This window comes from Candidatus Angelobacter sp. (genome assembly GCA_035607015.1).
GTDB lineage: Bacteria > Verrucomicrobiota > Verrucomicrobiia > Limisphaerales > AV2 > AV2.
The window spans coordinates 1-12,382 of sequence record DATNDF010000400.1; the positions used below are offsets into that span (position 1 = coordinate 1).

A 12,382-nucleotide genomic window follows, 5' to 3' on the forward strand; every position below is an offset into this window, starting at 1 on the left:
TTATCACCAGAGTCATCGGCAGCCTGGCGTGAACAGCGGTCGTTTTCCTGACATCATTTGGAGTAACACGCGCGGCGCTACCGGTCGGGGTGCGGCCTGCGGCTTGGAGTTCTCCGTCTGCCCTTACACGACGCGCTAGGCCACTTCGTCCTTCAACCACCGCACGCGACGAGGGCCAAAGGGGGAATCAAGAGCGGACCTATAGACGCAGCAACACGCCCTGTGAACGAGGCCCGATGCGTCCCGATAAACGACCCGAAAAGGCGTAGTGTAGCAGGGCGCCCAGTACGCCAGCGGACGCCACCAGATGCGCAGCGATTGGCACCCGTTCTCGCGCAACTCTCGCTTCACCGCCTCGCGCTGGAAAATCGCCACGAGAAAACAGAGCAGCGCCGCGATGCCGAACGCGGTCGTGATGAGAAGATAAACGGTCGAATCGGCGCTCAGTGTAAACAAGGCGTCGGACAGGTCATTCATTTGTGTATCACCTCTGCGTTCCATTCCCAAACCTCACGACCGTGATTTTCGCGGCGCGTGGCGTCAGTCATGCTGGATCGCGTGGAAACATTCGCCGCGAGCTAAGGCGGCAACGTCAGCCGATAGAAACGCTGGTTTTCTGAATTCACCGGTTCAGATACCGTGATGCTCGCGTTGGTGCCGCCGAACGAAACCAGATCGGTAAAGAGGACGCCGGCGTGCAGAGAAACGCTCGCTGCGCACAGCGCCAATAATCCCGCGCCCGCCTCGTGAATGCGGAAGCGACGGAGTTCCGCCGTTCGTCGTAGTCGTTGCAGCATCCCTAACATAAGACGTATGAAAAGCGCTGCAGGCTTCGAGCTGACAGGTCTCGCCCGCGTGTGATTTCAAAAGGTCTTGTGTGCCCGGCCCATCACGGACCGTTCGTCGCCCAGAATTCCTCGTGCGGCTGGTTGTCATAATTCCAGCGACGCGCGGCAGCGTCACTGAATTCGATCCACTTCCACCAGTGCTGCCATTCCACGTGGTCGTCGAGGAAAACCATGTTGCCGCCATCATCGTGGATTCTGCCGATCAAACCCGCTCGGTCGTCAACCAAATGACTGTAGATTAAAGTGAACACTCCCCAGCCTCCCGATTTGAATCCGCCTCTTGGGCCTGGATTGTCCGTTGTGCTACTTGAATCGTCGCCAATGGAAATCATATCTGCGGGCACTTTGATTTCTTCGGGCCTGCGACTTTCCGCCACCAGAAAGTCGTTGCCGTTTCCCAGTCCCATGCCTCCCGCCGCAACACCATAGCAATTCATGGCGTAACAGAAGGGCCGATTTCCTTCGATATTGGTTGGATAGGAATATCCGTCTGGAGAAGGATTTGTCGTCCAGCGGAAGTAGTCTGGAAAAGAAGGGCAATAGAAGCTTTCCCGCTCCGCGTAATCGAGGAGGTAAACATTCCACAAGCATGTCCCGTGAGTTGGCCCACGTACCAGCGTCGCATAGCTTGAGGAAGGCGGGTACCTGCAGTTGTCGTCCCCATACATCCCAAGCCCCAACCCAAGCTGGCGGAGATTGTTCTGACAATAGGTCCGTTTCGCCAGAGCTTTGCTTCGTGCGAGCGCTGGCAGGAGCAACGCCGCCAGCACAGCGATGATAGCGATCACCACCAACAGTTCGATCAAGGTAAATGCGCGAGCCAGTTTCATCAGCCGGTAGAATTGCCTGATCCTTTCAGGAGAACCCACACCCCAATTACACCGGCAAGGACCGCAAGCGTCCAGTCCACAAACTTTACCGCAGGTCGGCTGGTCTTCAGATAACAAAACTGCCCCAAGGCCCAGAATCCGACCCCGACGGTCACCCAACCAAAGCCTATGGCATCAACTCCGTAGAGGACATGCCAGTTCCGGCGACCCGCCAGCCATTTGTTGACTTTCCCTCCAACTCCTTTCGCAAATATGTACGATCCGGGAGCCAGCGCCAGGAGCCAGAGGAAAGCCCCGCCAAACCACCGGAGAATGCGCCTCGTAAGATTCGGCTCTCGTTGCTCGCCCGAAATAACGACACCATCGTCATCGTTGCGGGCGTAAGGTGGCGGATGTCTTCTCATTGACTGGTTCTGGGCTTGGGTGTCGTAGTCATCGAAAACGGACGCTGTCGTAACCGTCAAAGTCGCTCAACTGGTCCCAATAGACCAGCCAGAACTCCACCAGATTGAACCCGCTTGCAAATTCCGAGGCCAAATTCCCCAAAGCGACTGCCAGACTACGTCGCTGGAATTGGCATCGCGCGGCGTGAGTCGGCGCTCGCCTGCGGCTATGCCCCGAAGGGAGAAACCTGCCAACAGCACAAACATGACAACGAGTTTAGCAGAGGCAGCGCCCGCGGAGTTTCAGTCGGAAAGCTGGACGCGAGACGCGGGGAATTTCGATTGCGCGGTAAATTTTCGCGCAGAAGGTGTGGAATTCACCCATTGGGCAATAATGGGTGGTCTATCCTCCGGTGAGCGGGTGAATTTGGTCGTCTTCATAAGCGCGGCAAGTTAAGAATTTCATCCGGCCAAAACCTCCAGCCGGCACGTCATACGCCAAACGCGGGTCTCCTTACGACCTGAGGCTCCGTCTGTTATCCTGTCAGCGAGAATAAAGTCCCCTCAAGGCGGCTTGCAATGGGGTCTTCACCGTAAATTAGGTGTGGTGGAGACCGTGGATTGGGGCGGGGTAAGACCCTTCCGGTGCACCATGGCGATGAAATCTTCGCTTACCCTGTTTCGACCTTGTCGAACCGCCGGTTCCAATTCGTTCTATGGCTCGAGGTTCGGCCGGGCGAGGCCCAACAAAGAATCTCCCAAAAATGGCTTGAGACTTTCGTGGTTTTTATGCTTCGTGTGCATTTTCGCGGAGAAGCGTTCGTCGCATGAAACATCTGTTGTCGTTGGAAAAACTGCCGCGAGCGGACATGGACCAGATCCTGGCCGCGGCCGGCCCCATGAAACGGGAACGCGGCCGGCCCGGGAAACTTCCGCTGACCGGCCAGACGTGGGCGCTGATCTTCAACAAGTCCTCCACGCGCACCCGCGTTTCCTTCGAGGTCGGCATCCGCGAACTGGGCGGCCAGGTGATGTTTCTCAGCGCAAACGATATCCAGATCGGCCGCGGTGAACCGATCAAGGACACCGCGCGCGTGCTGGGCAGGATGATTCACGGCGCCGTGATCCGCACCTACGCCCAGCGGGATGTCGAAGAATTCGCGCAATTCTCCGGCGTGCCGACGGTCAACGCGCTCACCGACGACGAGCATCCGTGCCAGGTGCTGGCCGACATTTTCACGTTTCAGGAAAAGCGCGGTCCGATCCAGGGCAAGACCGTGACGTTCATCGGCGACGGCGCGTGCAACATGCCGGTGTCGTGGATGTTTGCCGCAGCCAAGCTTGGTTTTGAGCTTCGCATCGCCGCGCCAAGGGCATTTCAACCGTCACAAGAAATTGTGATGCGGGCCGGGTCTGCCGCGGGCAATGGGCGCGCCGCATCCCCTCGAGGCCGGTGGGAAACCCGATCGCCAAAGCAAGATGGCGGCATTGTCGTCAGTGACGACGTCAAAGCGGCGGCAACAGATTCCGATCTCCTTTACACGGATGTGTGGGTTTCGATGGGCAAGGAATCGGAGGCCGCCGAACGCCTCAGGGCGTTGGAAGGTTATCAAATAAACCAGTCGCTGGTGAAACTGGCGAAACCGGACGCCCTGGTCATGCACTGCCTGCCGGCGTATCGCGGCAAGGAAATTGACGAGGCGACGTTCGAGGCGAACGCCCCGACGATATTTGATCAGGCCGAAAACCGGCTGCACGTTCAGAAAGCCATTTTGAACTGGCTGGTCTCCTGAATCCCCGCCGGCGGTCCCGGGGATTATTGATCCTTGCGCACGGTCGTGCGCTCCCGAATCCACGCCAGATCGGCGTTTCCCGGAGACGAAATATCGTGGCTGATTTTTTGTCCAAATGGAGCGGTCACGAAGGTGCGCTTGTCCCGCCAGCGATGGGTTTCCACATGGCCGTCCGCAAATGCAATCACACCGGACCGGTTGTGGTGAGTGGCGGGGTAGTGAAAGAAACCGTCCATGCCAGACCCCGGCATCCGGACGATGAAAGCCGGGGTGCAAATATTCTGCGGGTTCACATCCTGAAATACAAACGCGCCCGCCGGGAGCGGAATGTCGGCGCCTTTTCTGGCGACCTGGTAGCGAGGTGAAGTATAGCCCGCAAATGAGGGAACCGGCGCGAGGTAAATGTTCATCGAGTAGCTCCGTATTTGCGGCACGGGCCTGCCGAGGCTTTGCAGGTAGGTGACGCGGTCCGACGGGCATTTATAGACCGCCGCAGTTTTCAGGTATGGTGCGAAGGCGGCATACTTCGGATCCAGCAGATATGCCCCGTTCGTAAAACCCGCGGTGAAGTCATGAAACCACCCGAGAACCCAGAGATTGTCCTTTTCCGCGTCGCCGGGGCGTTTGCCCCCGTTGGGCACCAGGGTGTCGTTGAAGTCGCCGCTGTAAACGTGCGAGGTAAGTGCCAGTTGTCGCTGGTTGTTGACGCACTGAATGCGGTGCGCCTGCGCTTTGGCCTGGGCGAGAGCCGGCAACAGCAGCGCCGCGAGGATCGCGATGATGGCGATGACCACCAGCAATTCAATCAGCGTGAAAGCCGGAGCCCGAACCGGCTGCGCGCCAATTGCCGCTCGATGCGATGCGCCCGAACGGCCGGTTGATTTCGCATCCATCCAACCGGGGATCCTATCATCGAATAATCCCGTCGCGAAGGAGGTTTTTCCACCGGTGTTTAGAGCGTCGAAAAAGCAGAATATTGAGCTGCGTCTTTGCGAAACTGCGGACTAGACGCCATGCCGGGCCTTGGTAACCTATCTCTGTTATGTCAACTCTAGCGCCCAGCGCGCCGCAAAAAGTGAACCTTCGCCGGCCCGATGTGATGGAAGCCGTGCAGGCGCAGGTTGTCGCTCATTATCGCAGCGAACTGGTGGACCGAATCCGGGCGCACGGCGGCATCCTTTCCGCCGATGGCCGGCTCACCATCAAGCTGGCCAAGGAATTCGGCTTTTGTTACGGAGTCGAGCGCGCCATCGATCTCGCCTACGCGGCACGCAAGGTTTTTCCCGCGCCCAAACCGATTTATCTCCTCGGCGAAATCATTCACAACCCCGAGGTGAACGACCAGATCCGCAACATGGGCATCCAGACCATTCCGCCGAAACCGACCGAGGCAGAAATGTCGCGGTTGGGCGCGGAGGACGTGGTCATCATTCCGGCGTTCGGCACCGAGGTCGGCACGCGAAAGAAAATCGAACAGAAGGGTTGCATCATGGTGGACACCACCTGCGGCGACGTGATGAGTGTCTGGAAGCGCGTCCGCCAGTACTCGAAGGAATCGGTCACCAGCATCATTCACGGCAAAGCCAAACATGAGGAAACGAAGGCCACCACTTCGCAGGCCACGGCCTATGGCGCCGGACATTACCTCGTCGTCTATGACCTCGCGGAAACGGATTACGTCTGCAATTACATTCTGAACGGTGGCGACAAGGCGGAGTTTCTCGAAAAATTCAAAGGCGCCTACTCCCCCGGCTTCGACCCGGAGATCCATTTGCAGGCGGTCGGCGTCGCCAACCAGACGACCATGTTGCGCGGCGAAACCGAGGAGGTGCAGCGCCGCATCCGGGCCGCGATGGAAAAGAAGCACGGCACAGAAACTTTGCCGCAGCATTTCCGGTTCTTCGACACCATCTGCGGCGCAACGCAGGACCGTCAGGACGCGCTGGAAAAAATGCTCAAAGAACCGATGAATCTGCTCATCGTTGTGGGCGGTTACAACTCCTCCAATACATCGCACCTCGCCGAGATGGGCGAGAAGGTTCTGCCGACCTACTTCATCAAGAACGCCGCAAAAATGGTTTCAGACAAGCTCATCGTCCACTACAACCTGCACAAGCAGCAGGAGGTCGAGACGCGCGACTGGCTGCCGCCGGGCACCATCACCGTGGGCATCACCGCCGGCGCTTCGTGCCCGAACAACCTGATCGAAGACGCGATTCGACGGCTGTTCGAGTTGAAGGGTGTTTCCGTGCAGGAGTTGCTAGCGAGCTGATCCCGTTCGGACATTTCTGCTTTCCGCCTCCGCCGGCAGAATTTGAACCATGCCCCGCACCCGCGAAGAACTGGAACAGCTCGAGCGCCTGAGCCTCGCGCCTTACGCCCAGTTCAGCGCCGACACTCGCGGACGTGAATACCCTGAGGAACCGCCGGACTGGCGGACGCATTACCAGCGCGACCGCGACCGCGTCATTCATTCGCGCGCGTTCCGCCGGCTCGAATATAAAACGCAGGTGTTCCTGAACGGCAGCGGTGATCATCTGCGCACGCGGCTGACGCACACGATGGAAGTCGCCGCCATCGCCCGCAACGTCGCCCGCGCCCTCAAGCTGAACGAGGATCTGGCGGAGACCATCGCACTGGCGCACGACCTCGGCCATTCGCCGTTCGGGCACAAAGGCGAGCTGGTCCTGGACAAGCTGATGAAAGACAACGGCGGATTCGAACATAACCGCCAGAGCCTGCGAGTCGTTGAAGAGCTGGAGCAAAAGTACCCAGGCTTTCCCGGGCTGAATCTGACATGGGAAGTCCGTGAAGGATTGGCCAAACACCAGACCAGCTACGATCGTCCAGGCAGACGCCGGGGTTTCGAAGCGAAATCCGCTTCACTGGAGGCGCAGGTCGCCAATCTCGCCGACGAAATCACCTATTACAGCCACGACCTCGACGACGGGCTGGAGTCCGGTCTCCTTTCAGAAAAAGACCTGTGTCGCGACGTGCGCCTCTGGAACCAGGCCGCGCGAACGGTGAAAAAACAATACGGCGAACTGCCCGACGAATGCCGCCGCTACTTCATCATCCGTTGCATCATTGACGGCCAAGTGCGCGATGTGGTCGAGACGACGGAAAAACTCGTCCTTGGTTCGGGCGCGACGTCGGCGGACGATGTTCGACGCCAGCGCAAGACCCTGGCGCAATACAGTTCGAAGCGGCGCGAGCTGAATCTGGAATTGCGGAATTACCTCTACCAGAATCTCTACTACAACCCGGTGGTTCATGAGCCGAACCAGCGCGCGGTCCGGATGATGGAACAACTGTTCCAGTATTATTTGGAGCACCCGCAGGAAATCGGCGCGCAATCACGGAAACGCATCAGGAAAATCGGGCTGAGCCGCGCAGTCTGCGACTACATTGCGGGTATGACCGACCGTTACGTGATCCAGGAATACAATCGAGTGTTTGGGTTGAAGCTCTGATAAACGCAGTATTGAGGCCAACTCACGGCGACCTATGCGTGGCAGTCACGATGTCCACCGCAGCGGCTGCTGTCTCCGCCGTTTGTGCGGTACGGATGCTCATGTAGCTTCACCTTTTCTTTGCGGCTTTCTTCAACACGGAGCGCGCTGACAAGCCACCAAGAACAATGCCAAGCAAATACCCGATCCAGTTGTCTTTCCAATACTCACTCTCAAACACAGAAACTGGGTGGTCAGGGATCGGCGGCAAATGAGGCATCAGCAACCAACCGGCCAGGAAGAACACTCCCGCAAATACAAATGCGAACGAGACAAATGCCGAGACGTATTTCATAAGCACGATAGCACCAAACAGCATTCTTCAAACAGAGCCAGTTGGATGCAAGGCCGGCTGGAATCCTCAACTTTCACGGCGCATGATAGGCGAGGCTGTGATGTCGGTCAACTTCATCGTCAAGAAGTAGGCCGAGCTTTTCAATATTTCACTTCTCCGCCAGCAATTCCTCGATCTTCGATTTCATTCCCGCGTAAGCCTTGTCGCCTTTCACATATTGGCCGCCGGGATGGACATGGCGAATGACGCCCTTGCGGTCAATGAGGAAACTCACGCTCGTGAAGTCACGGTCGCCGGTATCGAGCCACCATTGATTCAATGTGCGCCAGCCGGTGTCAATGGCCACGGGAAATTTGAAGCCGAATTTCTCCGCGCGTCTCTTCACGTCCTCGACGCGCAACGCCTCGTCGGATTTGTGGTGATAGAAGCCAATGACCTCCAGGCCGCGCTGGTGGTATTCGCGGTAGAATTCATTCAGCGCCGGCGCGGTGGCCCTGCAGTACGGACAATCGGGGGCCGTCCACCAGCGGACCAGAACAACCTTCCCCTTGAGGTCTGCGAGTTTCAGCGGCTCGGAATTCAGCCAGTGTTCGGCCCGCCATTCACGCGGTTTGGTGCCAATCAGTCTTTCACCGCCACAGGCCGCCAGGACCGCCCAACAACACAATATGGCCGGAAAAATACGGGAGGCCGAACTCGTTCCCACAATGCGCCTGTTGTTCATGTCGGCACCAACTTCTCACGTCGTAGCAAAAAAGCCACTCACTCCTTCACCTTGGGCGTGATGACGAGTTTGCCGTCCTTCACTTCGATGCTTTCCAGCTTCCCCAGCGCTTCAGACGTCTTCGGATCCTGGGTCGCGTTCTGGGCAAAGTTGACGCCTTTCAGCGTGGCCATCGTCTGGGCGGAGGGGCTTTGCCCTTTCACTTCCACCGATTGCAGCGTGACGGACAAAACGCCGTTGGTGAGTGAAACTTTGAAAGCGGCCGAACCGTTCAGAAATCTTCCTTTGAGACGCGAGAAGCCCGGCACCCGCCCCGCGATGTCATCCATGGGCAGGCTGACCAGGCCTTTGACCTGATCGTCTTCGATCTTCACAAAGATTTTTTCCTTCAGTTGCTTCCAGTCGGGTTGGCTGGCAATCAAAGCATTGATTTCGTCGGCAGTCAGCTCCAGGGGCGGCACCGGTTTCCGCGCCCTCAAGGCATCGGCGAACGCGGTGACGCGCTTGTCCAGCAACTGATACTCGGCTTCGGCCATTTGCGTCTTCGGCAACGCCATCGGCGCCGTTTCGGTGTATCGCTCGACGAAGGCGGCGATTTTATTGAGTCCGTAGCGAACCGCAAAGAAGCCGGTGATGGCGACAATCAGAAACAAGACGATGCAGGTAATACAGCCGTAGAAAAAACAACCGTGTCTTTTGACCGGCTGGGCCGGAGGCGTGGTGGGATCGCTCATGGGTTGGCTCTTGTTGTTGTGTGTCGAGTATGGAGTCTCCGCCGTTATCCTCAACGTTATTTTCAGCGGTGAATGCGGGCAGCAAACGAGAACACGTTGAATTTCACTTCCCCGTTCGCCACCGCTTCTTCATGCTGGCCGCATGTCAGGTTTGATCGCCATCGTCGGCCGGCCCAATGTCGGGAAGTCGGCGTTGTTCAACCGCATCACCGGCCGGCGGATTGCGATTGTCCACGACCAGCCCGGCGTGACGCGCGACCGGGTGAGCGCGGAGGCTGAATGGAGCGGCCGGCCGTTCACTCTGGTGGACACGGGCGGCATCGGCCTTTTGCGCGGGGAGAAGGCGGACGACGTGATCGCGCAGGCGGCGCTGGACCAGGTGAACATCGCCATTGACACGGCGAATGTCATCATCCTCGTCGTCAACGTCCAGGAGGGCACCGTGCCGCTCGACCGCGAAGCAGCCGACCGTCTGCGCAAGTCGGGCAAACCGGTGCTGGTGGCGGCCAACAAGGCGGACACCGAACGCGCCGAAGCCGCCGCTGATGAATTTGTCGAGCTGGGGTTCGACAGGATTTTCCCCGTCAGTGCCATTCATAACAAAGGCATCGGCCCGCTCATGGACGCTTCCGCCGCACTGCTTCCCCCCGTTTCGGAGATCAAGTTCGCGGCTTCTGATTCATGCGACAAAGCGGGGGGTCTGGACCAAGCAACCGCCGAAAGCCAGGAACCCGGACCATTGGCGTTAAAACTCGCCATCGTGGGGCGACCGAACGTCGGCAAATCGTCGCTTATCAACACGCTCACACGATCCGAGCGCGTCGTCGTCAGCCCGATTCCCGGCACGACCCGGGACGCGGTGGATGTCCCATTCGAGGTCGAAACCGAAGGGATCCGCCAGAAATACATTCTCATCGACACGGCCGGAATGAGGAAAAACCGGCATGGCGCGGACTCGATTGAATTCTTCAGCGTGAAACGTTCGGAAGACTCGATTGCACGCTGTGACATCGCGATATTTGTTCTCGACGCCGAGGAAGGCATTCTCGAGCAGGACAAGAAAATCGGCGGAAAGATCCTTGAAGAAAAGAAGGCCTGCATCGTCGTCGTCAATAAATGGGACTTGCTGGAAGACGTCGTGCGCAAGGCACGCGAGGAGGAAATCGCAAGGCGAAACCGAAAGGCGGGAACCTCCGGCGCCAAACCGATGACGACGCTTGTGGAATTCGGCCAGTGGGTTCAGAAATATTTGTTCTTCCTCGACTTCGCGCCGGTGATTTTCGCTTCCGCGAAGTCTGGCTTCCATCTGGACCGGCTGTTGGAAGCGGTGCGGTACGTGGCCGCTCAGTTGCAGCAGAAAATTCCCACCGCCATCCTGAATCGAACTCTCCGCGACGCGATCGAACGACGGCAGCCGGTCAGCGCCGGCGGCCACCGGTTGAAATTTTTTTACGCAACTCAGGTCAAACAGGCCCCGCCCACATTCTTGCTGTTCGTCAACCGCAGCGAACTGTTTTCGGAGACTTATCGAAAATATCTGACGGGCGAAATGCGCCGCGCCTTTGGCTATGAAGGTTGCCCCATCGTGCTTGCCGCCAAAGCGCGCCCCAAGACAATCGAGAGCAGGCGGGGCACAAAGAGGCAGGGACGAAAGCCGGGCCGCGCCAGATCCGCCTTTCGGTAGCGCAACAGATGCATGGCACGCGGTGGTTTTCCTTTTAGATGTTCCGTGGAGAGTAAAAAGTGTGGTTATTCGCCGTTGAGAATAAGTTGCTCAAACGCTTTTCTTCGGGCCGTTTTGCAGGTTTCGCCGCGGCGAATAACGTCTGAGCAACATTCTCGAAAATTTTTCTTGCGACCACAACGGATAGTGCTACCCTGACCGACGCTGCGCAACAAATAGGGCTCCAGCCCATGCCATTTGGTCAGCAGTATTTGGCCGTTTTTTGAATAATTGTCGTGCCTTTCCGAGCCTGCCGAGCCGTTTAGATTCGGAAAAGGTGAGTTAACCGAAGACCTAACCAACCTGTATATTAAGCCATGATTGACGCACGCGAACAAGCTCTGTCCCCTCCCTCCTCCCGGTCCCGCCGCCGGTCAGGTCCGACTCCTCGCCGGGCCGCCCCGCCGGCCGCCGTGACTCAAAGAACGTTGCGAATCGAACGCGTCTTCAGTGACCCTATCGTCGGTCCCTTCGACCAGATCGAATGGGAAAAGCGCACCGCCGAGATCACGGATGACTCTGGCAAGGTGATTTTCAAGCAGGAGAACGTCGAAGTGCCGAAATCCTGGTCCGTGCTGGCGACGAAGGTGGTCGTTTCAAAATATTTTTATGGCGAACAGAACACACCCGAACGAGAGACGTCGGTAAGGCAGCTCGTTCACCGTGTCTGCCGCACCATCGCGGACTGGGGCGTAAAGGATGGTTACTTCAGTAAGGCGGGCGGCGAAGTGTTCTGTGACGAGCTGACCTGGCTTTGCGTGAACCAATACGGCGCGTTCAATTCGCCCGTGTGGTTCAATGTCGGCCTCTATCACCAATATGGCGTGGGCAGAAACTCGGCGAAGGGCAACTGGTATTACAACCGCAAAACCGGCGAAGCCGAGCGCGCTTCGACGCAATACGAATACCCCCAGGGCAGCGCCTGTTTCATTCAGTCGGTCGAGGACAACATGGAGGACATCATGCGCCTGGCTTACAGCGAGGCGATGCTCTTCAAATACGGTTCCGGGACGGGCACGGATCTGACGCCGATCCGTTCCAGCAAGGAGAAACTCAGCGGTGGCGGCCGACCCAGCGGCCCGCTCTCCTTCCTCAAGGTCTATGACCAAGTGGCGAACGTTGTGAAATCCGGCGGCAAGACACGGCGCGCGGCGAAGATGAACACGCTGCGGGACTGGCACGGCGACATCGAGGAATTCATCGATTGCAAGCAGAAGGAGGAAAAGAAGGCATGGGCGCTGATCGAGCAGGGTTACGACGGTTCCTACAACGGTGACGCCTATGGCAGCGTGATGTATCAGAACGAGAATCTCTCGGTGCGAATCAGCGACGAGTTTATGCAGGCCGCGCTGGCCGGCCGGGAATGGTGGACGCGCTCCGTCACCACCGGGGAACCGCTGCACAGGAAGGACGCGAGCAGCCTCCTGGACAAGATTGCCAGCGGCACATGGATTTGCGGCGACCCCGGTCTGCAATACGACGGGGCCATTCAAAAATGGCACACGTGCAAAGGCACCGAGCCGATTCACTCCACGAATCC

Annotated in this window: 13 protein-coding genes; 5 read left to right on the forward strand and 8 right to left on the reverse strand. The window is 58.1% G+C overall.

The window, feature by feature from the left end:
• Positions 1 to 135 precede the first annotated feature (135 nt).
• The 4 genes from VN887_16025 to VN887_16040 form a co-directional block, all read right to left on the reverse strand.
• A complete protein-coding gene (locus VN887_16025) occupies positions 136 to 477 on the reverse strand; it encodes a hypothetical protein (protein HXT41514.1) in 342 nt (113 codons plus the stop codon).
• Between the two features lie 101 nt (positions 478 to 578).
• Complete coding sequence (locus VN887_16030; GenBank protein ID HXT41515.1) at positions 579 to 797, reverse strand: hypothetical protein; 219 nt, start codon at positions 795 to 797, stop codon at positions 579 to 581.
• Between the two features lie 92 nt (positions 798 to 889).
• Positions 890 to 1,678, reverse strand: a complete 789-nt coding sequence (locus VN887_16035) for a prepilin-type N-terminal cleavage/methylation domain-containing protein (protein ID HXT41516.1) — start codon at positions 1,676 to 1,678, stop codon at positions 890 to 892.
• Positions 1,678 to 2,082, reverse strand: coding sequence for a hypothetical protein (locus tag VN887_16040; protein HXT41517.1), 405 nt, complete (start codon positions 2,080 to 2,082; stop codon positions 1,678 to 1,680). Before VN887_16040 ends, VN887_16035 begins: the two co-directional genes overlap by 1 nt.
• An 806-nt stretch (positions 2,083 to 2,888) precedes the next feature.
• On the opposite strand from VN887_16040, the gene argF reads away from it, so the two are divergent.
• Positions 2,889 to 3,854: an ornithine carbamoyltransferase gene (gene argF / locus VN887_16045; GenBank protein ID HXT41518.1), complete on the forward strand. Its 966-nt coding sequence runs from the start codon at positions 2,889 to 2,891 to the stop codon at positions 3,852 to 3,854.
• Between the two features lie 23 nt (positions 3,855 to 3,877).
• On the opposite strand, the gene VN887_16050 is transcribed toward argF, so the two are convergent.
• A complete protein-coding gene (locus VN887_16050) occupies positions 3,878 to 4,747 on the reverse strand; it encodes a prepilin-type N-terminal cleavage/methylation domain-containing protein (protein HXT41519.1) in 870 nt (289 codons plus the stop codon).
• A 149-nt stretch (positions 4,748 to 4,896) separates the two neighbouring features.
• On the opposite strand from VN887_16050, the gene VN887_16055 reads away from it, so the two are divergent.
• Together VN887_16055 and VN887_16060 are read left to right on the forward strand one after the other, a co-directional pair.
• Entirely contained in the window at positions 4,897 to 6,126 is a 1,230-nt protein-coding gene (locus VN887_16055; GenBank protein HXT41520.1) for a 4-hydroxy-3-methylbut-2-enyl diphosphate reductase, read from the forward strand.
• Between the two features lie 49 nt (positions 6,127 to 6,175).
• A complete protein-coding gene (locus tag VN887_16060; protein ID HXT41521.1) occupies positions 6,176 to 7,327 on the forward strand; it encodes a deoxyguanosinetriphosphate triphosphohydrolase in 1,152 nt (383 codons plus the stop codon).
• Positions 7,328 to 7,436: 109 nt separating this feature from the next.
• On the opposite strand, the gene VN887_16065 is transcribed toward VN887_16060, so the two are convergent.
• From VN887_16065 to VN887_16075, 3 genes are all read right to left on the reverse strand, one after another.
• A complete protein-coding gene (locus tag VN887_16065) occupies positions 7,437 to 7,661 on the reverse strand; it encodes a hypothetical protein (GenBank protein ID HXT41522.1) in 225 nt (74 codons plus the stop codon).
• A gap of 148 nt (positions 7,662 to 7,809) precedes the next feature.
• Positions 7,810 to 8,385 carry a TlpA disulfide reductase family protein gene (locus tag VN887_16070; protein ID HXT41523.1) on the reverse strand — a complete coding sequence of 192 codons (576 nt, stop codon included), beginning with the start codon at positions 8,383 to 8,385 and terminating at the stop codon, positions 7,810 to 7,812.
• Positions 8,386 to 8,423: 38 nt separating this feature from the next.
• The gene (locus VN887_16075) at positions 8,424 to 9,119 is read right to left on the reverse strand and encodes a hypothetical protein (GenBank protein ID HXT41524.1); all 696 of its coding nucleotides are present in this window, start codon (positions 9,117 to 9,119) and stop codon (positions 8,424 to 8,426) included.
• A gap of 142 nt (positions 9,120 to 9,261) precedes the next feature.
• Between VN887_16075 and der the strand changes: the two genes are divergently transcribed.
• Together der and VN887_16085 are read left to right on the forward strand one after the other, a co-directional pair.
• On the forward strand, positions 9,262 to 10,803 hold the full coding sequence (gene der, locus VN887_16080) for a ribosome biogenesis GTPase Der (protein HXT41525.1): 1,542 nt from the start codon (positions 9,262 to 9,264) through the stop codon (positions 10,801 to 10,803).
• 356 nt (positions 10,804 to 11,159) lie between these two features.
• On the forward strand, positions 11,160 to 12,382 hold a 1,223-nt coding region (locus tag VN887_16085; GenBank protein ID HXT41526.1), incomplete at its 3' end, for a vitamin B12-dependent ribonucleotide reductase.